Source organism: Roseobacter sp. OBYS 0001 (genome assembly GCF_019654895.1).
Classification (GTDB): domain Bacteria; phylum Pseudomonadota; class Alphaproteobacteria; order Rhodobacterales; family Rhodobacteraceae; genus Roseobacter; species Roseobacter litoralis.
In genome coordinates this window covers 46352-72072 of record NZ_BPES01000019.1, presented here as the reverse complement: position 1 = coordinate 72072, position 25721 = coordinate 46352, and the positions used below count along the sequence as shown (strand labels likewise).

Sequence of the window (25721 nt, the reverse complement as noted above, 5' to 3'; positions counted from 1 at the left end):
CAAAACCCGAACAGAGCTAACGTAAATTAGCGGACTCAAAGGGGAGCAGGTCATTTGCACCAAGGAATTATTCCGGTGCGACCTGCAAATGTGAAGGTACGGTCGATACTCGTATTTCATGCACGTAACTTCTGATGGTCATAAAACCCTTAGAATCGCTCGAGAACTTTCAATGCTCCAAACCTGATGAATGTTCTGCGCTTGCATCCTGGGCTGGATTGGAATCGTTGGGTCTTTCTGAGCTTTGTGCTTGCATTGTTCAGAATTCCTCCCAACCAGTCTTACTGGAAGCGTTCATGCCTACAGCTGCGCGCATTGGTTGTTGTATCTGTTGTGGTTCTTCGGCGTCGCGTTGGACGACTTTTGGCTTGGCAGAACGTCCGGCATCAAGATCGATGCCATGAAATTGTCCCAGCGTTTCCGACAACTCAGAAGCTTCTTGGCTTAGTGATACGCTGGACGCTGTCATCTCCTCAAGCGCGGCGGCGTTCGTCTGTGTAGTGCCGTCGATTGATCGTACAGCAGAATTGACTTCATCGATACCCAGTGCTTGTTCTTCCACAGCAGATGCGATTGCTGAAATTTGGTCAGATGCGACCTCTACATCGGCGATGATGCCTTCGAGGGCTTGCTTGGATCGCGCGACTTTTTCGACGCCAACTTCGACGCTGCGATTGTTCTTTTCTATCACTTGTCCAATTTCCTGAACGGCTTCCTGAGAACGTTGTGCAAGTCCGCGAACTTCTGATGCCACGACCGAGAAACCACGTCCGGCCTCACCAGCGCGCGCTGCCTCCACACCGGCATTCAGTGCGAGAAGGTTGATCTGGAAGGCGATATCTTCAATCACCTTCACAACGCTGTTGATTTGTTCAGACGCATCGGTCATCGCATTGATCGACGCTTCTGTATCGTTTGAAATATCGCGCGATTTGTCAGCGCTTTCGCGTACTTTTTGCGTTGCTTCGTTTGCTGCTTTTGCATTGGTGACGACCTGACGAACGCTGGCTGAAATCTCCTCAATCGCGGCCGATGTTTCTTCAACCGCCGCAGCGTTGTCTTCCGCGCGCTTCGCCATGTCCAAGGCTGAATCCTCAAGCTCTGTAGATGTTGCTGACACGGCTTGCCCGCTTTGCATGATGCGTGCCATCGTTGCCGACAACGTCGTCAAAGCGGTATTGAAGTCGTCCTTCATCTGTAAAAAGGCACCTTCGCGCTTACCTTCGATCCTGATGCCCAGGTTACCTTTGGCCAACTCATCAATACTTTTTACGACATCAGCGATGTTTGTTTCGGTCACCTCAAGCAACCGGTTTACGACACCTGCCAAAGCAACAAGGCCCGCATCTTCCAGTGAGTCCGACATACGGTTGGAGAAGTTACCCGATGCAGCCTCGCCCAGAACACGTTCCATATCCTTCTGAAAGTTCTCAAGCGTTTTCATGCGTTGCAGTTCGGCATTGTGTTCGCGCTCTTCTGCGGCACGACGTTCAGCTTCCAGTTCTGCTTCACGCGCCTGTTCAGCCGCCTCACGTTCACGCTCAAGACGCTCTTTTTCTTTGACTTCGATGTCGAGGTCGCGCGCTTTGCGGGCGTTTTCGAGAAAGACAACCATGGCATTGGTCATCTTGCCTATCTCGTGTTTTTCTGTGCTGCGTTCAATATCGACGTCCAGATTACCATCGGCAAGTTCGCCCATACCTTCGGTGATCTTGGTCAGGCGGCTGGAAATGATACGCGCTGTAAAGAATGCCAGCAGAGCGCCAATAACTGTACCGACAGCCACAATGGCCATCACAATTAGAATTGCGCTGTCTGCTCGAGCGGCACCTTCTTTACCCAGTACTTTCTGGCGGTCCGACAAATCGTTAACCACCGTTTCCATCTTTCCCAGAACCTCTGGTCCAATCTCGTCCATCCGCGCGTATTTGGTGTTGCGCGTCTGAATGATTTCACTGACGTTCGCAGTGGCTGCTTCGAATTGATCCAGATCGGTAAGAGTTTGTTTTGCCAGTTCTCTGCGCTCCGGATTCTGGAGCGAAAATAGCAGCCGGCTTACACCCTTGCGCGCATTTTCGATTTCCAGCTTTGAACGTTCTGCATCAGCTGGGTCATTGTCGACCAGAAAACGCTCAAGATAGAGGCGTGCTAACATGACATTGGTCGACGCCAATCCAGCCAGCGAGCTTGCCTCTGTGTCACGGTCCTCCAGTGCAGTTGACATGACTTCGGACAACTGCAGGCGCGCTTTGCTCCCAATGGAGCTTGTGTTTGCGACCATTGCATCTCGCTCTTGTTGCAGTGCGACAGCATCCCTCATCAATGCTTCGTATTCGGCGAGCATTTCAGGGATTGGTATGACTTGTTCCTGCGCTGCCAAACCGTCGAGACGGTTGAATAACTCGGCTTGTTGATCTGTGATGGTCGCAACAAGCCCTGACAACTCTTGCAGGTTCTCCGGGTTTTTGTTGGATCTGAACCTGTAGGCTGATATTCGTGTTTTAAACAGGTTTTCTTCCAAATGCGTCGCCAAGACTTCGGACGTTGCAATGCCGCGGTACTCATAAAAGGTCTTTGCCAAGCCATTTGTTTGAAAAATGGCAAAACTGCCAACCAACATAGTGAGCGCAATCATTGCCCCCATTCCAACATAGATACGCATCACGATTGACATAGTGGACTTCCTATTTCCTTGAATTTGATTCCTCATTATTGAGAGAGGGTTTCAAAATTCTTTACTCAGGGAGTTTTTCCATGCGGCGATCATGATGCCACAATGCTTGTGCCGTCGTCTTGGCTGTTCCAAGTTTCTAAATCACCGTATTGCGAAAGATGACGGTAAGATCGTTACTTTTGCCCAAGTCGCATCAGACTATTTCGCATCAAAATCTGAAATCGCGTTCATCATCACCTTCTTCAGCCATTTGTGGCGTGAACTGTCCAAGGTGCGGCGGTGCCACACCAGATCATATGTCACAGGTGGAAGCGGAAACGGCGGGGTGACGTGGGAAAACCCTTTGAACGCCGTCGCTCTAAGACGCTTTGGCAACGTGGCAACCAGATCCGTTCCGAAGGCAAGTTTTGCAAGGGCATAGGAGTTAGCCGCCGCCAAGAAGATCTGTCGCGTATGTCCTGCATTTTCCAGCGTTGCATCGACGATACTTTTCGTGGTGCCGCCAAAGTCCAAAACGGCGTGGCGGGCCGCACTATATGCCTCGATTGTATCTGGTGCGTTGCGTCGGGCGGCGTCAAAGAAACAGACGAAATCGTCTTTGTAATAATGGTCTATGGCCAGCTCCAACGGGTACGGGCCGACTGCGGCGGTGATCGCGACATCAGCAAGCCCATTTGCCAATACGCTCAGGGCGTTTGTGCGCGCGCCAAGGTCGGTAAAACGTATCATGACGTTCGGCGCAGCACGTCGGATTACCCGTTTCACCGGGATCAGAACCGGCAGTAATTCTGTGACGTTTGTAGCTATTGTAAAGGTGGTCGTGTCTTTCTGCGGGCTGTATTCTGATTGAAGGGCAAGCCCTTCCAGTTCGCCGATTATCCAGGAAATTTTTGGGGCGATCGCCGTTGCGACATTTGTTGGTGTGATACCTCTGCCACTTTTGACAAACAGTGGATCGCCGACGCATTGGCGAAGCTTTTCAAGACTGTGGCTTATCGTTGATTGACTGGTGCCCAGTGTAGACGCGGCTTTGGTCACGGATTTTTCTTCGTAGACGGTCAGGAAAACTTTCAGCAGCCTGCCGTCTATTGATGAAGTATCGAAATTTCTCATGAGTTTTTGGGTTTTTGTGAATTGATCAATCTGTATTTCCAATCATTTTTCAAATAGTGAATATTTTTTAAGCGTCGCGCTAGGATTTTCTTAATGAAAAACAAAAAAGGAGAGCTGTCCGTCGTCCCGGAAGGTGCTGAAAAGAGGTTTGTTAGAAACCGTGTCAGCCAATCACTCGACGGCAATGACATTTGTTGGGTGCTCGACGTGATGCGCGATCTCGAACGTTATTCGGAACGAAATGGGTATGTTGATGTCTTCAAGGAACTGAAAGTCGCGCGCCTGCGCGTTGAACTTTGTTTGAAGTCGGGAGATGATTAGGTTCGTTTGATCGGCGACTGCGATCACATGGAGTCTCTTCGCCATGGCGTCACACCCGATATTTGAGTGAAAGAACTGCGAGACTTCTGCGCGCCGGACCAGATAAAACAGCGATTACCAGAGTACGGTAAAATGGATGGTCTTTTGTGCCCACCACGCGTGCTCTTTCCTGAGCGGCGCGTGGTGGTTTGTTATATCAGGCTGTTAGTTCAGACGATGAAATCACCGAAGACATAGTCCGCAGCCGAGACGCCCGCGCCGTCGTTGATCTGGATCGCAAGTTCGATCGTGGCATCATTGTCGATGTTCCCGAACAACAAAGTTGGCCCACCTGCGTTCTCGAGCCAGAACACACCTGCGCCGAACGACAGTGCCGACGCGGTCGTCTGCAAGCCGAGGAAGGTAAACGCCTGGTTCCCGCCGATGAGGGAATTCGCGTCGATGTTGGACAGATCGATCCGATCGCCCCCCGCGCCGCCAACGCCGTCCATCCCGATGATGGTGTCCCGCGTGCCAAGGTTGGACTCCCCGACACTGTTGAACTGGAAGATATCGTTCTGCGCGCCGCCCAGCAGAATATCCGCCCCCAGACCACCGACCAGAACATCAAGTCCGTTGCCGCCCTCAAGCCGGTCATTGCCCGACCCGCCATCAAGGAAATCAAAGCCATCACCGCCGAACAACCGGTCATTGCCTGACTGACCAAACAGATCATCATTCTGCTGGTTGCCCTGCAGGATGTCGTCGCCAGAACCGCCGAACAAAGTGTCCTCATTGGCGCCACCGAACATGGTGTCATTGCCAGCCTCACCGTTCAGGAAGTCATCGCCGCCGCCGCCGCGCAACTCATCCAGCCCGGCACCGCCGAGCAGCGTGTCATTGCCGATCTGACCTACAAGGATGTCATTGCCCTCCTCACCGTCGATGAAGTCATTGCCTGCACTGCCGTCCAGCAGATCGTTGCCGACATCGCCGCGCAGGGTGTCGTTGCCGTCCCCGCCAAAGGCTTCGTCGTCGCCCGCGCCGCCATCGATGTTATCGACCCCAGTGCCACCGCGGAACATGTCGTTGCCGAGGCCGCCCTGCATGACATCATTGCCGTCATTGCCGATCAGCAGATCGTCACCAGCCCCGCCGTCCATGTCGTCATTGCCAGTGCCGCCATACATGATGTCGTTGCCATCGCCGCCGTCGATCTCGTCATTGCCGTCACCGCCGTTCAGGATGTCGCTGCCAAGGCCACCGATCAATTCGTCATTGCCCCCAAGGCCGAGAATCCGGTCATTTCCGGCCCCGCCATCCATCTCATTGGCGCCTGACGTGCCAAGCAACTCATCATTGCCACTGCCGGAAATGATATTCTCAAAGTTGGTAAAGACCTCGCCCGCGAAATTCGTCAGCCCGGTCGCAAGATTGACGACATAGGAGCCGTTGAACAAAGTCGTGTTCAGCGTATCAACCCCGGTGCCCCCATCAAGGGTTTCCGGCAAGCCAAGCCCGGCAAAGATCAGGTCATCCCCCGCCTCGCCAAAGATCGTATCGGTCCCCGAAGACGTCGCGGTATCGTTGCCATCGCCAAGGAAAATCGTGTCACTGCCTGAGCTTGCAAGAACCGTGTCATTTCCGCTGCCCGTGATGATCGTATCGTTGCCTGCGCCGCCATCAACGGAGTCATTGCCAGCGCCTGTTTCGATCCCGTTCGAGCCACTTGTTCCGACAACTGTGTCGTTGCCGTTGCCCATGATGATGTTTTCGAAATTGATGAACGACTCGCCCACGAAATTGGTGACGCCGGTCACCATGTTGATCTCATAGTCGAAGTTGAACGTCGTGGTGATCAGCGTATCGATGCCCGCGCCACCATTGAGCAATTCATTTGTGCCGTTGCCAGCAGTGATCCGGTCATTACCACCACCGCCAAAATACTCACCGGCACCTGACGAGCTGATGATGTCATTGCCACCCTGACCCAGCACGGTCTTGAAGCCAACACCCGCCAGAACGGTCGAACCGCCCAAACCGGTGGTGATTACATCGGAATCGAGCACATGCGCACGCTGTCCATCATAATCATCCGGGTCAATAACCGCCGGACGCGGATCCCAGACAGAGGCCAGAATTTCGCCGCCAATTTGCTGCCAGGCAAAGAGAATACGCCCGTCGCCTGTGGTGCTGATGTCGATGGTTGTGACGTTGGCGTTCTCCACCACGAAGGTAAACCCATCCGACGAACCATCCGCATTGAACCGGCGCGCAAAAAGGTTGTTGCTGGTGTCATCATCCCAAGCCACGACAAAATCGCCGTCCGGCAGGGCGGTGACCACCGCTTCGTTCTGGTTGTTGGCCCCGGAGGCGACCGTGCCGCTGTTCTGGAAGGTCCCTGTGTTGCTGTAGGTTCTGAAAAAGATATCATTGCCCGTGTTGTAGGTGACGACAAAGCCGCCGCCTTCAAGCGCCGCAATGGCCGGATCCGTGCTGACGGTGCCGGAGGTAACGTTTATATTGGCGATTTGCGCACCAGCCGCTGACACGATCTTGAATTCGATCCCAACGCCCGACGGATCTGTTTCCTCATACGCCGAGACAAAATTGCCGTTACTCAGAACGGTAACATCACCAAGCGCATTCCGATCAGCCCCATTCTGCCCAGCCGCAAACTCCGCACCAATCACGTCAAGCTGATCAATGATCCGGCCACTGATGTCAGCATCGGAAGAAACCGTGTCATCATAGGCCACGAATACATCATCGTTGGTTGAAATCAGGTTCGAGGCGATCTGTGGGTTGCGCAGAAATTCGGCCAATACGTTTTCGGTTGCAATGCTGCGGCTTAGCAGAAGGTCACCGTCAAAATCATAGCGTTCGTATCTGATGTCGGTCTGGTTTGAGTTCGCAATATCGTCATCCAGAAATGCCATCGCAAAGCCGTCATGCGTCGCGACAAGATCGAAGTCTCGTTCATCATCAGGGAAGAATGCCTGGTTCAACTGAAAGGAATTTCTGACGACATTTCCCTCGGCGTCAAAAATCTTGGCGATAATGTCAGAGCCAAGGTCCGTTCCGATCAAACCCGAGGTTTGTTCGGTCCATGCCACAACGAAGTGTCCGTTATTCAATCCGAGTATCTGGGGATCCGACTGAGTGCCAGTTGCTGCGGTGCCGGTGTTTACTTGAAATTCATTGAGCCATTCTGTGGGCGTAGCCATAATTTTAATCCTTTTTTAACTAATACTAAATGACAATAATGTGAGCGCATTGTTCCGAGTCGGTCAACAATCGCTTTGTGTTAAGCAAGAACTGGCTCATTCATCCAAGGACTGTGTCTGTCAAAATATGACAGAGTATGAACTTCCGCTGCAACCTGTGATGTGTGATAATATATATTTCACAGTGCTTTACGTTATCATCTCACCCTTGCAGAGCTAAGCTGCAGCAATTGGAAAATGCGCATCTCTATTGGTTGTGGTTGCTTCGATTTATGCAGAGCGTTCCGTCTTTGGGAGCGCCGAGAGCAACAACAAACCAGTGGACCGTTTCCATTTTCAGGGAAGCGCGTGGGGTAAACTGTGATCGCAACCGACGTGGATTCGAAGTCTCAAGATCAGAGAAATGGCGATATCCGAGACGGTGAATGCGGGCGCAAACGATCCGATCTGAACGTGCTTCACTCGCCTTCCCGAGGCGGGATTCTATCATAGATCTTTTGCGCTATGCTCAACACGGCGAAAAAGGCGGTGGCCCAGATGAGCAACTCATACGGTGCGGCATCTGTACCCCGCAGCCACCGGGCGAGCAATCCGCCCTGTGGGCGCAATTCCTCTATGCCCAAAAGACCTTGGCGCGGCCACAGGTTCAGGTACCAAAAGCGAGACAGATAAAAGAAGATCAGAGTAATCAACGCGATCACTGTCAATGAAACCCAGCGACGCATTACTTCAGAACCGTCAGTGTTTCAGGATCCAGCATCAGAACAAGCAAGTCGCCGCGCCGTTCAATTTCGCCTTCGAGGGATACGTATCGGGCAATGTAATCATACGCTTCTTGCGGCAGTTCTGTGCCGTCTGGCCCAGTGATCAACAGGAATTCTTCTCCATCCACCGGCTGAGAAGACACGAATACCGGCGGCACCCCGCCCAACAGGCACAGGTTGGCGCAGGCCTTATGGGCAAGCCCGATGCCGGGGCGCATCGCACCAGCAAGACATTTGCCATCGCAGATTTCGCCCGCCAGTTTCCATCGTCCAAGAGGTTCGACGCTTTGCGACGGTGGTTCGCCTTCAACGGCTGATATGCCTTGGCGCCCCCCGCGGACCTGCATCATGTTGAGATCCCCGCGTTCGAGAATGACGCCGGACACCTGAACGAGTTGACCTTCCAGTGGGGCCGCGCGACCCTGCACGCCGGTTTTTCCGCCTGCCGAAAGCATCAACGTGTCGCCGGGCAGAATCCTGTCATTGCCTTGCGTGACACGCAGCAGAGGATAGGGTGTCATTTCCATAACGCCCGTCACAGTCTGACGGCCATAGTCGAACCGAAATGCACCCGGGCCGGGGTCATCCTGTGCGGTGCCAAGCGCAAAACCCAAACCTGCCAACCCCGAAATGAACAGCACGCATATGCTCAGCAAAAGGGCGCGTAATCCCTTTGGGGTTGGCAGGTAGCCGACGAAAAACGGGGCGTCCTTGTTGTCCATCAAAGTCCTTTCATGGGGTTGGGGACCGCAATGGGTTCAACATAGGTGCCGGGTGGGTTCGCCTTAGGGTCGACCAAAACCCGCGCTCCGTCGAGCCGCAGATTATATGTCGGGACAGTTTCGGTGAAAGGCGCAGGAGAGCGTCCTGAGGTGACATCATATTGAAATCCATGCCACGGACAGGTCACGAGGCAATCGATGACACGACCCTCGCCCAGGGGGCCGTTTTGATGTGCGCAGGCATTGGAAATCGCGCTGAGCTTTCCGTCCGTCAGATAAACCGCCACGCGCTCCCCGTTTGCGAGCAGTTTGATTTTTGCAAAGCCGTCGGTCATCTGGGACGTTGTGCACACATCCACCCAGTCCGTTTGCCGCGTTTCTTGGGCCTTGTCTTGTCGCCGCTCGGACAGCGCAGCAGCTAAATGTAATGCGCCCACAGCGCCCGCGCCGGCAATAAAGATCACCGTGAAGCTATGGTTTTGCTGATCTTGTAAAATACCTAAGCTGACATGCGCCACGACGGCGAGATAGGCGGGGTAAATGAGGTAATGCAGCCGCTTCCACACCGGGGGGCTGAGGAACTTGAGCCAGAAGTCGTGGCTGGTCGCAGCGAGAATAACCAGCACAAATAGCGCGAACACGCCAAAGATCTCAAAGGGAAAGCCAGCAAGCTGCCCGTAGGATGTATTGGCAAAGAGGACCGCTTCGTATTTGTTCGACGACGAAAAGGCGAAATACCAGTCGACCACATAAGAGGCATGGGTGATCGCAACAAATGTCGTCATTACGCCGAAATGTCGGCGGTTGTACAACAGCGGTAGAAACCGGGGGTTGAGCCGCGCCAGTGGGCCAATGCACAGAATGACCGTCAACATGACGAAAGCACAGGCTCCAAAAGCGCGCGCGTTGTGAATTTGCGGGTTGACCGCGCGCTCATGGTTCAGCGCGGCAGGTGCCGCATAAAGAAATACATACAGAAACAGCACGACACCCGCGAGCATGACCGCATCATAAATGTACTTGTTGTTGTTCCACTGAACGGGGATGTATTTGACGCTCATTGTGCAGTTTCCGACGGTGCTGAAAGCTGAACCGGTTCAAACCCTATTGGCCAAGTCTGGCGCACTGAAAGCCCTGTCAGAATAATCAGGCATATCCCGATTGGCATGACCCAGCCGACTGTAAAATGTGCTTTGCGCGGGGGATCATATCTGCTCTCCCATCGCTCAGCACCGGTTTCATAGAGATACCAGCGCCACAAAACCAACGGCCAGATGACGAGGATGCCGGGTATTAAAAGTGGGCGAAAGACATAAGCCCCGCGCGCGTCAGCATCTATCCGGTCCATCCCGATGGTCAGAAAGACCGCAGCAACAAGCGAGCCGACGATACCCCAACCACGCAGTATGTCCAGAATGAACGCAGCCTCAGTCATAAGCGTTTTGGCGAGGATGTTGATATGACTTGGGCCGATGCGTCACAGTATTTGCTTTCTGCCGTCAACATCGGACAAATATGCCGGTGCCGCGGCCGGGAGATGTTATATACGTTCGGCCTTATATGATCGAGGAAGTCGGCCCACGGTCAACCCATAAACCAGCAAATTCACATAAGCGCGACTTTTCGTGTGAAAATGTGACATGGTTTATGCGCCAAGATTATGGGGGTCGGTCGCGTAAACAGCATTGGCAAAGCCGCGGTTGCTACTCTGGCTTGCCGGAACACAAGCTTGCAGATCTTACCTTGCAGGTGGAGGCCGCCGTCGGCGGCAAATTACCTTGTCCTGTGCACGTCGATGAACCACCGCTCGACCGAGTGTTGTCTGGTGGTCAGATGCGCTATGATTTACGCCAGCTCTGGTTCCTCCACAGGCCGACTTTGAAAAAAAGTCAGATCGTGCCGATGAACGGCGCACGCCTGGCGCTGGTCCAAGCGAATGCAAACTTGACGGATTTTGCCGTATCCATCCATGGGACAAGATTGGCCACGAGGGCGGTGATTGAGTATCTTGGTACAGAGGATGCAGTCATCATCACAGAAGGTTGCTGTGATAAGCTGGAAATCATCTATCAGCGGCGGTTCATCCAGTGTGACCGCAGCATTGCAAAACCTGACTGGCTGCCCATGCGTATGATCGGATCCGGTCCTGCTGGCGGAACGCTTTGTGAAAGGGCCCGGTATGTCGCTCCACCACCAAGCCACTTACAGAAGCATGATTTGGCACCTCCAAAGCCGGAGCTCGGATCGGGCGTAAGTTCGCAGACTCCCTTGATCGGATCACCTGCCTGGCCCGTGTCTATGCAGGACACCGACGCATGCTTAATGGTACTTTCAGACCACAGCACATATGGCAGGCGCGCGTTTTGACCGTGCAAATGATGTCGATTTGACAGTGAGAGCGCAGAACTTGCTGTCCTCTGTCCCTTCCTGTGACGTTACGGCGTGTCACAGTTATCCCGTGCTGCCCGCTCTGATCACGCGTTTTTCGGCGATGTTGTGAATATAGTGCGCTTTGGCGTCTGAAAAACGCCGCCCTGCGCCATAGCGCCAAAAGATCAACGCGCATGGCTTGACTTCCTGATATCCAGAAGGTGTATCTGGCGTCAAATTTCAGCCCCGTAAAGGAATAGTCTAATGCACATGTACCGCAGTCACACTTGCGCAGATCTGAGCGCGCAAGACGTTGGTGAAACTGTGCGACTGTCCGGTTGGGTGCATCGTGTGCGTGACCATGGCGGGGTGCTTTTTCTCGATCTGCGCGATCATTATGGCATCACTCAACTTCTTTGCGACCCAGACAGCCCGGTCTTTGACCAAATGGAGAAGGTGCGCGCTGAATGGTGCATTCGGGTAGATGGTCTCGTGAAAGCCAGAGATGCCAGTTTGGTAAACGACAAGATTTCAACAGGTGAAATCGAAGTGTTTGTAAAAGGTCTCGAAGTGCTGGGCGCTTCGGAAGAACTGCCGCTTCAGGTTTTTGGCGATCAGGAATACCCGGAAGAAACGCGCCTGAAGTATCGGTATCTGGATTTGCGCCGCGCCAACATGCAGGCGAACATGAAGCTGCGCTCGGATGTCGTTGCCTCACTTCGTCAACAGATGTGGAAAGCCGACTTTCGCGAATTCCAAACCCCGATCATCACAGCCTCAAGCCCTGAAGGCGCGCGCGATTTTCTCGTGCCATCGCGCCTGCACCCGGGCCGGTTTTATGCGCTGCCGCAAGCACCGCAGCAATTCAAACAGCTTTTGATGGTATCTGGTTTCGACAAGTACTTTCAGATTGCACCCTGTTTTCGGGATGAAGACCCGCGGGCGGATCGCTCCCCGACAGACTTCTACCAGCTCGATATCGAAATGAGTTTCGTCACACAGCAGGATGTGTTCGATGTCATCCAGCCAGTATTGACTGGGCTTTTTGAGGAGTTCGGCAACGGGAAGGCCGTTGATCAGGAATGGCCGCAGATTTCCTATAAGGACGCTGCTCTCTGGTATGGGTCGGACAAGCCCGATCTGCGCAACCCGATCAAGATGCAATCGGTATCAGAGCATTTCGCAGGCTCCGGTTTTGCAATCTTCGCGAACCTTCTGGAACAGGAAGGCACGCAGATCAGGGCGATCCCTGCACCGGGTGGCGGCAGTCGAAAGTTCTGTGACCGCATGAACGCCTTTGCTCAGAAAGAAGGGTTGCCGGGCATGGGGTACATCTTCTGGCGCGATCAGGGTGCGGGCATGGAGGCTGCCGGACCGCTTGCGAAGAACATCGGCCCGGAGCGTACCGAGGCCATCCGTCAGCAACTGGGCCTCGGCGTTGGGGACGCGGCGTTTTTCCTCGGTGGCAAGCCCAAGGCCTTTGAGCCCGTCGCGGGCAAAGCCAGAAACCACATCGGTATGGAACTGGGCCTCACGGATCAAAACCGGTTCGCCTTTGCGTGGATTGTCGATTTCCCGATTTATGAGAAAGACAGCGAAACCGGCCGGATTGATTTTGAACATAACCCGTTTTCGATGCCACAGGGCGGTCTGGAGGCCTTGCAGGGCGATCCGCTGAGTGTGGTTGGCTATCAGTATGACCTGTCGTGCAATGGATACGAGCTGGTGTCGGGCGCTATCCGAAACCACAAGCCGGAGATCATGTTCAAAGCGTTCGAGATCGCGGGCTATGGCGAAGATGAGGTGCGCAAACGTTTTGGTGGAATGGTGAATGCCTTCCAATATGGCGCGCCCCCGCATGGTGGTTGTGCTGCTGGTATCGACCGGATCGTCATGCTGCTGGCCGAAGAAGCCAACATTCGCGAAGTCATCCTTTTCCCAATGAACCAGCGCGCCGAAGATCTGATGATGTCCGCACCCTCTGAACCGGAGAGCGAACAGCTCATGGAGTTGGGCCTGAGGGTCATACCGAAGGACTGAAGACCCGAATTCTGGATTTCTGAGGCAAGCGGGATTTGAAAGGGAGCTTTGAAAATGCCGCGCAGCACAACGGACACGCCGGTTTTCGGTCAGCCCGTGCCGGATTGGTTGACGCCGAGTGCGCCCAAGGGTGCCTCGCTGTCAGGCAGATACGCTGAGATACATCTGTTGGATGCAGAACTGCACGCGGCAGAGCTGTTTGAGGCATATACCGGCCACGATCAGGTCTGGGATTACCTGCCCTATGGCCCTTTCCAAACCGCCGCAGATTATAAGCAGTGGGTTATCCAGACGATCTCTGCTCCGGTACATCAGTTCTATGCCATAAAAAACAAGGAGAGCGGTGCTTTTGAAGGCGTCGCCAGTTTTCTGCGCATTGACCCGGCGAATGGGTCAATTGAAGTCGGCCATATCAATTATAGCCCCGCGTTGCAGCAGACACGCGCAGGCACCGAGGCCATGTATTTGATGATGCAGCATGCCTTCAGTATCGGGTTTCGCCGTTATGAATGGAAATGCAACGCGTTGAACATGGCGTCGCGTCGGGCAGCCCAGCGTCTGGGCTTCAGCTATGAAGGTGTCTTTCGGCAAGCCACAGTGGTCAAGGGATGCAATCGCGATACGGCGTGGTTCGCAATCGTTGATCAGGAGTGGCCTGCCTTGAACCGTGCATTCGAAACGTGGCTGGCGCCTGACAATTTCGAACAAGGCAGGCAATTAACCAGCTTGGGCGATTTGACCAGCAACGTGAGGGTCGCCAGTGACCCGCTGCTTTGAAAACGCTGTTGTCAGATTGCTAGTTTTCGGGTGAGCCTTTGTTGGACCAGATTCGCCAGCTTCGACACCTCAATTTTCGCGGATGCGCCGGAAGCGCGCGCCTTGGCCAATGCATCGGCGGCTTGCTCCAGCCCGGTGTCTTGCGCGGATCGTGCCACGCCCCCTATGAACTGAGCGGCGTAATCTATGGCCGTGTCGTTGTCTTCCCCCCCCAATACATCGGCAATATGTGCCATATCGTCTTGAAAAGCCATCAGATCGGGGTGAATGATCTCGTCAGGAAGCTCGCGTAATCCCGATGGTTGGCGCTCCGCTGGTAGATTGGACAGGATGGTCTGTTGGAAAACCGCCAATGACACGATGGGTTTTGTTAAGAAACCGTCACAGCCCGCTGCCAGCGCCAGGTTCTCACCGTTCAGATCGCCTGACGTGCCAAGGACGACATCAACCCGCGGTTCCGTTTGGGTCAGCTCTGTGATCAACTCGGCGCCGCACCCGTCCGGGAGACCCAGATCGACGATCACAACAGAAGGGCGATACACCTGCAAATGACGACGAGCGGAACGCAGGCAATCAGCGCGCCGGATACGTGCACCACTGCGCAGGCACAATAGGCGCATGGCTTCGCATGCATAACGGCTGTCTTCAATAACCAGAACAGTTAGTCCAAGAAGCGGTCGCGCCGCAGTCGGTGTGGGAATCGTTGCCGCAAAAGGGTCCTTCTCGTCCATCATTGCCTCCTGAATCACTGGTTTCGCGATTTACCATGACTCAAGATGGATAACAGGGGGTTAAGAGAAACGGCGTCCAAATCCAGTCTGAACCCAGCGGAGAAATTGGGATATCACATGTTTACATATGTTTACGGTCTTACAGCGCACAGGGCTTAACGCGCAAAGAAACAGAATTGACACTTGCGTAGCATTTGTAAACACGCGCGGGTGTCGCATTTGCGCAAGGTATACCGCGTGAGTTGGATTGTTGCGTATCCCTCAGGGGCAGGGGAATCAGACTGCCGTTTGGAACTGTTAACCGAGGCAAGGGGATATGCAGTCAGATGCTGGATCGCTTTGTAGTTCTTTGGTGGTTTGGGATGCATGACATCGCCCGAATTGTCGTGGCAACTCCGGCTGAGGCTGCGCCTGCGTCGCTCTTGCACTTGCACTGGACCGACCACAGTTCCATAACCAGCCAAATGAGTATCAACAGGGGAAAACAATGATCGGCCGCCTGAACCATGTTGCGATTGCAGTGCCAGACCTTGAAGCTGCAGCAAATCAATACCGAACCGCGTTAGGCGCGAATGTTGGCGCACCGCAGGATGAGCCTGACCACGGCGTAACGGTGATCTTCATTGAATTGCCGAATACGAAAATTGAACTGCTTTATCCTCTGGGAGAGGCAAGCCCGATCCAAGGCTTCCTTGACAAAAACCCCTCAGGGGGCATCCATCATGTCTGCTATGAAGTCGAAAATATTCTGGCAGCGCGGGACCACCTGATTGCGACCGGCGCGCGTGTCCTTGGCAGCGGAGAGCCCAAAATCGGGGCGCATGGCAAACCGGTTCTGTTCCTGCACCCAAAGGACTTTAACGGGTGCCTCGTGGAACTGGAACAAACCTGAGTTTTTGATCGGAGGCCTGAAAATGGGTGTTACGTCTGCCTTGGTGCTATTTGCGGTGATCTGGTCCCTCATGTTCCTGATCATCCTTCCTATAAGAGTGAAAACCCAAGGGGATCTGGGCGAGATTGTACCGGGTACGCATGCTGGTGCGCCCGAAGTGCATAACATTGGCAAAAAGGCCAAAATCACCACTGTGCTCAGCCTTATACTGTGGGCGATTATTACCACGATTGTCTTGTCTGAGGTGATTACCGTCAGGGATCTGGACTGGTTTGGACGTATGGCCCCTGAGGCGACAGGCGGTGAAACAGATGGGTGAAGGTTGCGGCCCCCAGAATTGGGATGATCAGGTTCAATAGGGGCACGGACAGCGGGATCGCCATCAGAAACCCCGCCGCCCATATCCGCAGCATATAGCGGGATCGCAACACTTTGGCCTGTTGCCGCCCGACGCGCCTAATGGCGGCCAGCGTGAAGTATTCACGCCCCAGCAGGAAGCCGTTCAAGCCCCAAAAGATAAACGGTGCCAAGGGGACGAAGAACAGATAAAGCACCAGCGCGCAGATATTGGCCACGATCAGAACGCCAAGGAAACTGAAGGTATCACGCACTGCATCCGCCAGAGGCACGTTTTGCGCGGGCCCAAGGTTCGGATAGTGTTTGTCCTCAACAGCCTGCGCGACCGTATCCAGAAACATGGACGTAATGGCTGACGCGACCGGGATCATCAAAAAGATCGACAAGACGGCGACCGCGACAACAGCGCCCCAGCTGACCAGATCATTCAGCCATGTCACCTCACCGATCAGCGGCAGGCTCGCTTCTTCACCGACAAGCCCGCCCATGAGCCAGACAAAAAGCGCCGAGGCCCCGATCAGCAGCGCGATGGTCAGCCCGATCCCGGTCAGCAACACATTGCGAAAGCGCGCATCGGTCATCTGGGCTAATGCGGCAAAGAAAGAGTCAAAGATCATTCCGGCATCCAGGATGTAATGGCGTCCAGATCTGGGCGCGGGCGATCGGGTGGCGTCGATGTTTCGGTGGCAATATGGATCAAACCGGCAATACGTTCGTGATCCGCCAGCGCAAAGGCTTCGCGCATGAAGGCACGGTCGTGACTGGGCCAGCCCGACAGCCAATTGGCCCCCCAACCCGCAGACAGCGCTGCATTCAACAAGGCGAGGCAGACCGCCCCGGCGGAATATGTTTGTTCAAGTGCCGGTATTTTCTCGGACGGTTTCGGGCTTTCGATCACTGCCACGGCCAGATGCCCCTGATCGAATTGCGAGCGACCCTTGGCGATCTGATCTGCGTCCAGCCCCAAGGCCTCCCCCCGCCGCTGCGCGATCTCTGCCAAACGTGCCATGGCCGGTTTTTCGATCACGATGAAACGCCAGGGCTCCAGTTTGCCATGATCCGGCGTGCGTGCCGCGGCCTGCAACAAAGGGCGCAGTTGGGCGCGATCCGGCGCGGGGGCCTGCAGGGTCTTGGCAGGTCTTGACCGGCGCGTCAGCAAAAAGTCCAGTGCATTGGGGTTTGGGTTGGGCATGAGAGTCCTGCAGGTTAGAGTTGGCTGGCCAGATGGTCGATTTCACCCCTGATGAAGGCATCAAAGCGGGCGCTCGGTTGGCGCACGCGCAAGGTCTCGGCCAAGGGGTCAGGGGCCGTCTTATCACTCCCCGAAAGCGCTTCGAGCGTGGCATGGCCGCAGAACGGCACGTAAACCTCGGAATAGCCGCCTTCATGCGCGAGCACTAAGCGACCGTCACAGTGTTCCTGCGCGGCGGCTTTGATGCGTTCGGTCATCTTGCGGAAGGTGTCCGCCGTGGCCAGCATCCGCGCGAGGGGATCAATGGCGCTCGCGTCATACCCACAGGCGACGACGATCAGATCGGGTTTGAACGCCGCGATTTGTGGCAGAACAATCGTGTCCATTACATGCAGGTATCCGGTATGCCCGGTGCCGGCGATCAGGGGCACATTCAGGTTGTACCCCGAACCATCGCCCTTGCCGCGATCTGCGATACCTCCGGTGTCGAGCGGGTAGTTGCCCTCCTGATGCACAGAGATCGTCAGCACGTCCGGGCGGTCATAATAGATCGCTTCGGTGCCATTGCCGTGGTGCACATCCCAGTCCAGAACAACGACACGTTTCGCAAACCCCTTGGCCTGTGCGGCCTCAATCGCGATGGCGATATTGGCCAGCAGGCAGAACCCGTTTGGATAGTCGGGCAGGCAGTGATGGCCCGGTGGGCGCGACAAGGCATAGGCGTTTTCCAGATCGCCGCTCACAACCGCATCAACGGCGGCGACAACCAGCCCGGCAGAAAGGGACGCGATCTCATACCCTCCGGCGGCAAAGGGTGTGCGTCGGCCAAGTTCACCGCCACCTGCGTCTGACATGCGTTTGAATTCATCAAGGTACGAGGCCGGATGCACGCGCAGTAAATCCTCACGCGTCGCCAGTGGTGCACGGCGCACATCCAGATCATCCGACAGGCCCGTGACATCCATCAGGTTCTTCAGGCGGCGCTTTGCTTCCTGTGTTTCGGGCAGGCCGGTCGCGTTCAGCGGCTGCACCAGCCCCCCAATCGGCAGGGTTGAGGCATAGTTCCCACCTGCATGCCAAAAACACTGCTCGTCCCAGAAAAAGCCGGTGCTCATATCTCTCTCTCGTTCATTGTCCGCAAGCAGAGTGAAGCAGGGAAACACAAATGTCCACGCGCCATTTTCTGCGCAGCCGCAGTTGCCAACACGCCCGTTTGGCCGGTCATAAAGACTGGCGCGATTAGCGCACCATGCCCATGATCTCGTAAGTCTTGCTCAGGATCGGGGCTGTGATTTCGCGCGCCTGAGCGGCACCCTTGGCAAGGATGCGGTCGATCTCTGCCGGATCATCCATCAAGCGCGCCATTTCATGAGAAATGGGCGATAGCTTTGACACTGCAAGCTCGGCCAACTGCGGCTTGAAGGTCCCGAATTGCTGCCCGCCGACTTCCGCCAGCACGTCTTCCACGGTCTGGTCGTTCAGGGCTGCGTATATGTTTACAAGATTGCGCGCTTCGGGGCGATCTTTCAGCCCGTCGATTTCCGACGGCAAGGCATCCGGGTCGGTTTTGGCTTTGCGGATCTTCTTGGCAATTGAGTCCGCGTCATCGGTCATATTGATCCGGCTGGCATCCGATGGATCGGATTTCGACATTTTCTTGGACCCGTCGCGCAGGGACATGACGCGGGTTGCCGCCCCTTCGATCACGGGTTCGGTTAGCGGAAAGAAGTCAACGCCGTAGTCATGGTTGAACTTGGCGGCAATATCGCGCGTCAGTTCAAGATGCTGCTTCTGATCCTCGCCCACCGGGACATGCGTGGCATGATAGATCAGAATATCAGCCGCCATCAGAGCCGGGTAGCCAAACAGACCGAGCGATGCATTCTGCGCGTTTTTGCCCGCCTTGTCCTTGAACTGCGTCATGCGCTGCATCCATCCCATGCGGGCCACGCAGTTGAATACCCAGCCGAGTTGTGCGTGTTCGGGCACCTGACTTTGATTGATAAGGATCGACTTTTCAGGGCTGATGCCAGAAGCGATCAGGCCTGCGGCCAACTCGCGCGTGTTATGTACAAGGTCTTTGGGGTCCTGCCAGACGGTGATCGCATGCAGATCAACCATACAATAAACACAAGGATACTCATCCTGCATCGAGACAAAACGCTTGATCGCGCCAAGGTAATTGCCCAAGGTCAGACCGCCCGACGGCTGGATGCCGGAAAACACACGGGGGGCGAAGGTAGGGCTGGTCATGATAGGCGTCCGTTCTCGCTGGCAATGAAGTCTGCGCTGGCTTACCCATGAGCCAGAGCATCGTCAAGGAACCCCGCACTATGAACGACCCGCAGAACGCGCCGCCCGTCAACCCATTGCCCCCTGTTGTCATGTTGTTGTGTCTGGCGCTGGTGGTGCCGGAGATCGTGTTCCTGCTCGGGGCGCAGGGTTGGATCGGCGGACCGGAGGCGATTGGATGGCGCCTGAGTGCCGTGCAGCAATATGCCTTCTCGGGGGATATTTTCGACTGGATGATGACCAATGGCCGCTGGGTGCCAGAGCATTTGGTGCGCTTTGTCACCTATGCTTTTGTGCATGGCTCCTTCACTGCGACGCTTTTCTCGGCTGTGCTGATGCTCGCCTTGGGCAAGCTCGTGGGCGAAGCGATGGGGCAGGTGGCGGTGCTTGTGCTATATTTCGGCGGCAGCATTTTCGGGGCCTTGATCTATGCGCTGTTTCTCAATGACCCCGCGTGGCTGATCGGCGGCTTTCCGGCAGTGTATGGGTTGATCGGTGGATATACATTTTTGATGTGGCAGCGGCTTGCAGATACAGGCGGGCCGCAATTTCGCGCCTTTAGCCTGATCGGGATTTTGCTGGGTCTTCAGTTGGTTTTTGGGGCGTTGTTTGGCCCAACGACGGAATGGGTGGCGGATCTGGCGGGTTTTGTGTTCGGGTTCTGTGCGTCGGTTTTGCTGGTGCCGGGGGGGCTGGCGCGGGTTATTTATCACTTTCGGCGCGACTAGGGCTGCGGCGCATCGCGGCCTTGAATTCGGCCAGCCGGAACGCACCCAGCACCTGACCCGACCCGAAATAGGTCACCATGCCAACCCCGATCAGCGCACATAGCGCGAGGGCCCGCCACCATGGCAGGCTCAAGTAAGGCGCAAGCCCGGCTGCAGCGCCCCACAACACAAAACCCATGATCACGGAGGCCCCGACCATGCGCCAGATGCGCCCATGAAAGCGGGCATCAAAGCGGGCCACGTCCCCGTAGCTGCGCGCGCCGTACCACAATAGAAACACCATCGCCCATGCCGCGCTGGTCGTGGCAATCGCCGGGGCAAACCAGCCAATCAGCGGGGCAAGCCCGATGGCAAGGGCGGCGTTAATCACCATGGACACCAGCGCGTAGTGGAACGGTCTGCGTGTGTCTTCGCGGGCGAAAAAGACGGGCTGCATTATCTTTTGCAGCACAAATGCGGGCAGCCCAAGGCCGTATATGGCGACGGCCACCGCAATCGCGGCTGAATCGCTTGCAGTGGCGGCACCGCGTTCAAACAGGACCGACACCAGCGGCAAGGGGATCACGATCAGCGCTACTGCCGAGGGGATGGTGAGGGCCAGCGCGATTTCGCCCGCGCGGCTCAGGGCAATTCTGGCACCAGCGTCATCGTTCGACTTCAGACGTCTGGACAGATCGGGGAGCAGTACAACGCCCACGGCAATACCAACGACACCCAAGGGGAGTTGATACAAGCGGTCCGCCGCAAAGAGCCAACTGACCGCCTTGTCGAAATAGCTCGCCACCTGTTGTCCGACGAGCAGGTTGATCTGCACCACCCCGCCCGCGAGTGCTGCGGGGATCGCGACGCGCACAAGTCTGCGCATCTCTGGCGTCAGGCGGGGCCAGCGGAACGAGATGTTGAAACCCGCGCGTTTGACCGCAACCCAGAGCAGCACAAATTGTGCAACGCCCGCTACAGGAATAGCCCAGATCAAAGCCCGCGCCACATCGCCGCCAAGGGCTGCCGCCGCGGCCATGGCGAGGATCAGCAAAACGTTCAGCAAAACGGGCGCCGCTGCGGCGGCGGCAAACCTGCCCGCCGCATTCAGCATGCCAGACAGAAGTGCCGCCAATGAAATGAACAGGATGTAGGGGAACACAACGCGCCCGAATTCGACGGACAGGCCGAACTGTTCCTGCCCGGCAAAACCAGAGGCCAGCGCGTAAATCAGCCATGGCATCGTGGCCAGTGCAAGCACCGTCAGACCGATCAGAATGGTGGCCAGCCCCGCAAAGGCATCCGAGGCAAAGCCATCGGCATCTTCACCCCCTTCGACCTTTTTCGAAAACATCGGCACAAAGGCCATGTTGAACGCCCCTTCGGCAAAGAAGCGGCGGAACATATTGGGCAGGCGAAACGCCACCACATAAGCCTGATAAAGCGGCCCCGTGCCCAGATAGGCAAGGATCATCGCATCGCGCACAAAGCCGAAAACCCGGCTCATCAGGGTCCAGCCGCCAACTGTGAAAAAGCCCGACAGGAGCCGAATGGGTTTCAACTCTCGGCCCTTTCGACGCCCTGCTCAATCGCGGTGCGCAGGCGGCGTTCCAGCGTGCGCTGTTTGCTCGCCGAATAGTATTTCAGCCCGAACATGTCCTTGACGTAAAAGGTATCTACGACCTGTTCACCATAGGTCGCGATGACAGCATTCGCGATATAGACGTTGGATTCCGCCAAGGTACGCGCCAGATCATGCAGCAGGCCGGGCCTGTCGCGTGTGTCAACTTCGATGATAGTATAGATTTCCGAGCCTTCATTATCAAAGGTGATATGGGTCGGCACCTTAAACGCGCGCTCGCGTTTCTTGACCTTGTCGCGGGATTTCATCGCCTCGGTCGTGACGACTTCGCCCATGAGCGTGCGTTCAATCATCTTGCGCAGACGCGGCAGGCGGGTGGCATCATATGGATTGCCATCCGCGTCCTGTATCCAATAGGCGTCGGTCACAAGGCCATCTTTGGTGGTATAGCTGCGCGCATCCACGACGTTGGCGCCAACCAGCGCCAATGCGCCAGCCAGACGAGCGAAAATACCGGGGTGATCGGACATCACAAAGCAGGCGCGCGTGGCGTCCCGGTCTTCATCCGGGTGCAGGTTGATCTTGATCTCATCATCGCCGACATCGCGCAGCATCTCTGCGAATACCTTGTGTGCCGTGACATGCAAACCCTGCCAATATGGATCATAGTGGCGCCCTGTCTCGACTTGAAGATCTTTGCGCGGCCAGTCGCTGAGCACTTCGCGCAGCGCGCGTTTTGCCTCTGCCCCACGGTTTTCGCGGTTCAACTCTTCCAGACCGGTATCCAGCGCGCGTCTGGTTTGCCGATAAAGCGCGCGGATCAGAACGGCCTTCCAGTTGTTCCACGTATTCGGCCCAACGCCGCGAATATCACAGACCGTGAGCACGCACAGCAGATCGAGCCGTTTGACGGTTTGCACAGCCTTGGCAAAATCCCGAACGGTGCGCGGGTCAGCGATATCGCGTTTTTGCGCCATGTCGGACATCAACAGGTGATAGCGCACGAGCCATTCGACGGTGTCTGTATCTGCTTTGCCCAGACCCAATCGCGGTGCGATCTTGCGGGCCATCTGCGCGCCAAGGATCGAATGATCCTCTGATCGGCCCTTGCCGATGTCATGCAGCAGCAAGGCGGTATAAAGCACCTTGCGATCCACGCCTTCCTTCAGGATGGATGAGGCGACGGGCAGGTCTTCTTCCAACTCGCCCCGCTCAATCTGGCTGAGGTTCTTGATGCACTGAATGATGTGTTCGTCGACCGTGTAGCTGTGATACATGTTGAATTGCATCATGGCCACGATCGGCTCAAATTCCGGCAGAAATGCTGATAAAACGCCCAGTTCGTTCATCCGGCGCAGCGCGCGTTCTGGGTTGCCATGTTTGAGCAGCAGATCAAAGAAAATGCGCCGCGCTTCGGGTGTTGTACGCATATCCTCGTCAATCATATCGAGGTTCGCCTTGACCAGCCGCATGGCGTCGGGGTGGATCAGCATGCCCGTGCGCAAGGCTTCTTCAAACAAACGCAGCAGGTTGAGTTTATCTGACAGGAAATCGGTTTCATCTTCGATGGCGATCCGATTGTTGACGACCACATAGCCCTTTTTGATTTTGGGGCGCCTGCGAAAGATGCGCTCAAGCAAGGGTTCCGCTTTGACGTGGTCCGCTTCGAGTTTGGTCAGGAAAATGCGCGTCAGATCGCCGACTTCGGTGGCATGCAAAAAGAACTCCTGCATGAAAATCTCGACTTCGCGCCGGCCTTTTGCGTCTTGGTATCCCATCGCGTCGGCAACTTGCACCTGCATGTCAAAGGTCAGCTGTTCCGTGGCGCGTCCGGCCTGCAGATGCAGATGGCTGCGCACTGCCCAGAGGAAGTTTTCCGCTGAGATGAATTGTTCGAATTCCTCGGCAGAGAAAACGCCCAAGCCCACGAGATCGGCGGCATCATTCACGCCATGAATATGTTTGGCGATCCAGAAGAGAGACTGCAGATCGCGCAAGCCCCCTTTGCCCTCTTTCACGTTCGGTTCAACCACATATCGCTGGCCGTATTTCACGTGCCGCGCCTCGCGTTCGGAGAGCTTCGCCTCAATAAATTCTTTGCCCGACCCGGCAAACAGTTCTGTGCGCAACCGCGCGGCAAAGGTCTGTGCGAGCGCCTTGTCACCTGCAAGAAACCGGTGTTCCAGCATTGCGGTCTGGATCGTGAAATCCTGCGCACCCAGGCGAATGCAGTCCTTTATCGTGCGGCTGGAATGGCCAACCTTCAGCTTCAGATCCCACAGAATATAGAGCATTGATTCAATCACGCTCTCCGCCCAGGCGGTGATCTTATAAGGCGTCAGGAACAGCAGATCGACGTCCGAAAACGGTGCCATCTCGCCACGCCCGTAGCCGCCCACGGCAATAACCGCCAGATGTTCGCTGGCGGTGGGATTGGGTTTTGGGTGTAGGATATCCGTTGCGACAACAAGTGCCGCGTTCACTAGTTGATCGGTCAGATAGGTATAAGACCGGGTCAGGCGGCGCGCCTCGAATGGCGCTTGGGCAAAACCTTCTGCAATCTCGGCGCGCCCGGAGACTTGCGCCTGACGCAATAAGTCGACTGCGCTTTTGCGAATGTCTGTAGGGCTGCCAGCCGTTTTGACGGCCTCGCTGAGCGCTTTATCAAAGGCCGATCTGTCAAAGATGCATTCCGGGGGACAGATCAGTTGCGGCGGTTCCAGATGGTCTGCCGAAAGAGCAGTCACGGTCATTTAATGTGCCTCAGAACCCTGCGCCGCCAAAGCGCTGCGGTGCGGGGCTTAGGATCTTGACCTGCGCCTCACTGATTGTCGCAACAGCCAACCCGCGCGTGTTTGTCCCATCAGGGTTCAGACGGAAAATGCCGCTCGCACCGCGAAAACCTGCGCCTTGGGTCAATGCCGCGGCTGTCAGCGTGTCGCCTTGTCCCTGACTGGCCAGCGCACCGATTGCGGCAATTGCATCAAAAGCCAGACCTCCGATAGGGTGCGGGGCTGCGCCATAGGCCGCTTGATACTGACCACTGAATGCCGAAGTGGCCCCTTGATCAGGTATCGCAAACCAGCCGTTCTGGACACCGGGCAGGCTCAATGTCTGGGCCGGGATATCCCAGCGGGTCAGGCCCATGAATTGGGTGACCTCGGATGAAACGCCCGCTTCCGGCAGCAATTGCGACAACAATGGCAAGGCGGTTGCTGTATCCGTGGTAAGGAACAGCGCATCCGCCCCATTATCAGTCACAGCGGCGCGGATTGCAGGGATCGCAGCAATCACGTCCTGTTGGGACAGGGCGTATTCGACCGTTCCTACAACGCTCGCACCCTGTGCTGTCACCGCCTGCTGGATCGCGTTTTTGCCCTGCGCGCCTGCGGCGTCTTTGCCAGCGACCACGACAAACCGCTGCTTGCCCTGGGAAACGGCATAGCTGGCCATCCGGTCAGCCGTGTTGCGGAATGTTTGCCCGAGGACAAATAGGTTGCCACCGGCAATTGCTGCGTTGTTTGAAAACGACAGAACGCTGACGCCTTTGCCTGCAACCGCGCGGCCTGCCGCATTGGAGGGAGCGGCATAGACCGGGCCGATAATGATCTGCGCGCCCTCGTTTACGGCCTTTTCGGCATTTGCTGCTGCAAGTGACGCATCGGCTGCGGTGGGATAGACGCGCAGATCAATGGTCACCCCATTCAGGTCACGCATGGCCAGCCGCGCTGCGTTTTCGAGGCTGCGCGCTATGGATTCGGTCGCGCCGTCACCGGTTCCGCTCGGCACCAGCAGTGCCACCTGCACCGGATCCCCCGACGCCACGCCCGAGTTGGTGACCGGTAAGGTGTCGCAAGCGGCCAGCGTCAACGCCAGCAATGGCAAGGTCAAAACACGCAGTCCCTTGCGGGCGGAACGGAAAACGGCAAACATAAGGCGATACTCCAGACAAGGTGCGCCCGCGACAGGCGCGCATCAGAT

At 55.9% G+C, this 25721-nt stretch carries 21 protein-coding genes; 7 read left to right on the top strand and 14 right to left on the bottom strand.

Annotated features, from left to right (window positions below; genetic code table 11):
* Positions 1-259: 259 nt before the first annotated feature.
* Positions 260-2674 (bottom strand): methyl-accepting chemotaxis protein, encoded by a 2415-nt coding sequence (locus K5Q35_RS21760; RefSeq protein WP_220801341.1) that lies wholly within the window; start codon positions 2672-2674, stop codon positions 260-262.
* Positions 2675-2872: 198 nt separating this feature from the next.
* Positions 2873-3829, bottom strand: coding sequence for a LysR family transcriptional regulator (locus K5Q35_RS21755; protein WP_259650632.1), 957 nt, complete (start codon positions 3827-3829; stop codon positions 2873-2875).
* Between the two features lie 51 nt (positions 3830-3880).
* Between K5Q35_RS21755 and K5Q35_RS21750 the strand changes: the two genes are divergently transcribed.
* Positions 3881-4108, top strand: a complete 228-nt coding sequence (locus K5Q35_RS21750; RefSeq protein WP_013963441.1) for a hypothetical protein — start codon at positions 3881-3883, stop codon at positions 4106-4108.
* A 209-nt stretch (positions 4109-4317) separates the two neighbouring features.
* Here the strand turns inward: K5Q35_RS21750 and K5Q35_RS21745 are convergent, their stop codons facing one another.
* The 4 genes from K5Q35_RS21745 to K5Q35_RS21730 all read right to left on the bottom strand — a co-directional run bounded on the left by K5Q35_RS21745 (position 4318) and on the right by K5Q35_RS21730 (position 10235).
* Positions 4318-7314: a calcium-binding protein gene (locus tag K5Q35_RS21745; protein ID WP_220801340.1), complete on the bottom strand. Its 2997-nt coding sequence runs from the start codon at positions 7312-7314 to the stop codon at positions 4318-4320.
* A 724-nt stretch (positions 7315-8038) separates the two neighbouring features.
* On the bottom strand, positions 8039-8800 hold the full coding sequence (locus tag K5Q35_RS21740; RefSeq protein WP_220801339.1) for a hypothetical protein: 762 nt from the start codon (positions 8798-8800) through the stop codon (positions 8039-8041).
* Positions 8800-9861, bottom strand: a complete 1062-nt coding sequence (locus K5Q35_RS21735) for a Rieske 2Fe-2S domain-containing protein (protein WP_220801338.1) — start codon at positions 9859-9861, stop codon at positions 8800-8802. The genes K5Q35_RS21740 and K5Q35_RS21735 overlap by 1 nt, the downstream gene beginning before the upstream one ends.
* Positions 9858-10235, bottom strand: a complete 378-nt coding sequence (locus tag K5Q35_RS21730) for a hypothetical protein (protein ID WP_013963436.1) — start codon at positions 10233-10235, stop codon at positions 9858-9860. Before K5Q35_RS21730 ends, K5Q35_RS21735 begins: the two co-directional genes overlap by 4 nt.
* A 125-nt stretch (positions 10236-10360) precedes the next feature.
* On the opposite strand from K5Q35_RS21730, the gene K5Q35_RS21725 reads away from it, so the two are divergent.
* The 3 genes from K5Q35_RS21725 to K5Q35_RS21715 all read left to right on the top strand — a co-directional run bounded on the left by K5Q35_RS21725 (position 10361) and on the right by K5Q35_RS21715 (position 13987).
* Positions 10361-11167, top strand: a complete 807-nt coding sequence (locus tag K5Q35_RS21725; RefSeq protein ID WP_220801337.1) for a hypothetical protein — start codon at positions 10361-10363, stop codon at positions 11165-11167.
* Between the two features lie 267 nt (positions 11168-11434).
* A complete protein-coding gene (gene aspS, locus K5Q35_RS21720) occupies positions 11435-13210 on the top strand; it encodes an aspartate--tRNA ligase (RefSeq protein WP_220801336.1) in 1776 nt (591 codons plus the stop codon).
* Between the two features lie 54 nt (positions 13211-13264).
* Complete coding sequence (locus tag K5Q35_RS21715; RefSeq protein WP_220801335.1) at positions 13265-13987, top strand: GNAT family N-acetyltransferase; 723 nt, start codon at positions 13265-13267, stop codon at positions 13985-13987.
* Between the two features lie 11 nt (positions 13988-13998).
* Here K5Q35_RS21715 and K5Q35_RS21710 read toward each other — a convergent pair whose 3' ends face one another.
* Positions 13999-14718 carry a response regulator gene (locus K5Q35_RS21710; protein WP_220801334.1) on the bottom strand — a complete coding sequence of 240 codons (720 nt, stop codon included), beginning with the start codon at positions 14716-14718 and terminating at the stop codon, positions 13999-14001.
* A gap of 487 nt (positions 14719-15205) precedes the next feature.
* Here K5Q35_RS21710 and mce point away from each other — a divergent pair, with 487 nt between their 5' ends.
* On the top strand, positions 15206-15610 hold the full coding sequence (mce, locus tag K5Q35_RS21705; protein WP_220801333.1) for a methylmalonyl-CoA epimerase: 405 nt from the start codon (positions 15206-15208) through the stop codon (positions 15608-15610).
* 22 nt (positions 15611-15632) lie between these two features.
* A complete protein-coding gene (locus tag K5Q35_RS21700; RefSeq protein ID WP_220801332.1) occupies positions 15633-15929 on the top strand; it encodes a DUF1467 family protein in 297 nt (98 codons plus the stop codon).
* Here the strand turns inward: K5Q35_RS21700 and K5Q35_RS21695 are convergent.
* The 4 genes from K5Q35_RS21695 to trpS all read right to left on the bottom strand — a co-directional run bounded on the left by K5Q35_RS21695 (position 15865) and on the right by trpS (position 19412).
* On the bottom strand, positions 15865-16584 hold the full coding sequence (locus K5Q35_RS21695; RefSeq protein WP_220801331.1) for an EI24 domain-containing protein: 720 nt from the start codon (positions 16582-16584) through the stop codon (positions 15865-15867). The two genes, K5Q35_RS21700 and K5Q35_RS21695, sit on opposite strands and share 65 nt — an antisense overlap.
* Positions 16581-17159: a nitroreductase gene (locus tag K5Q35_RS21690; RefSeq protein WP_220801330.1), complete on the bottom strand. Its 579-nt coding sequence runs from the start codon at positions 17157-17159 to the stop codon at positions 16581-16583. The genes K5Q35_RS21695 and K5Q35_RS21690 overlap by 4 nt, the downstream gene beginning before the upstream one ends.
* Before the next feature lie 14 nt (positions 17160-17173).
* Positions 17174-18274: a class II histone deacetylase gene (locus K5Q35_RS21685; protein ID WP_220801329.1), complete on the bottom strand. Its 1101-nt coding sequence runs from the start codon at positions 18272-18274 to the stop codon at positions 17174-17176.
* A gap of 124 nt (positions 18275-18398) precedes the next feature.
* Positions 18399-19412, bottom strand: a complete 1014-nt coding sequence (gene trpS, locus K5Q35_RS21680) for a tryptophan--tRNA ligase (RefSeq protein ID WP_013963425.1) — start codon at positions 19410-19412, stop codon at positions 18399-18401.
* An 80-nt stretch (positions 19413-19492) separates the two neighbouring features.
* Here trpS and K5Q35_RS21675 point away from each other — a divergent pair, with 80 nt between their 5' ends.
* Positions 19493-20179 (top strand): rhomboid family intramembrane serine protease, encoded by a 687-nt coding sequence (locus K5Q35_RS21675; protein ID WP_013963424.1) that lies wholly within the window; start codon positions 19493-19495, stop codon positions 20177-20179.
* Here K5Q35_RS21675 and murJ read toward each other — a convergent pair.
* Genes murJ through K5Q35_RS21660 form a run of 3 tightly spaced genes read right to left on the bottom strand, consistent with a single transcriptional unit; the run spans position 20154 to position 25673 of the window.
* Entirely contained in the window at positions 20154-21719 is a 1566-nt protein-coding gene (gene murJ, locus K5Q35_RS21670) for a murein biosynthesis integral membrane protein MurJ (protein ID WP_220801328.1), read from the bottom strand. The genes K5Q35_RS21675 and murJ overlap by 26 nt on opposite strands.
* The gene (locus K5Q35_RS21665) at positions 21716-24493 is read right to left on the bottom strand and encodes a [protein-PII] uridylyltransferase (protein WP_220801327.1); all 2778 of its coding nucleotides are present in this window, start codon (positions 24491-24493) and stop codon (positions 21716-21718) included. The genes murJ and K5Q35_RS21665 overlap by 4 nt, the downstream gene beginning before the upstream one ends.
* A 10-nt stretch (positions 24494-24503) precedes the next feature.
* Positions 24504-25673: a penicillin-binding protein activator gene (locus K5Q35_RS21660; protein ID WP_013963421.1), complete on the bottom strand. Its 1170-nt coding sequence runs from the start codon at positions 25671-25673 to the stop codon at positions 24504-24506.
* Positions 25674-25721 lie beyond the last annotated feature (48 nt).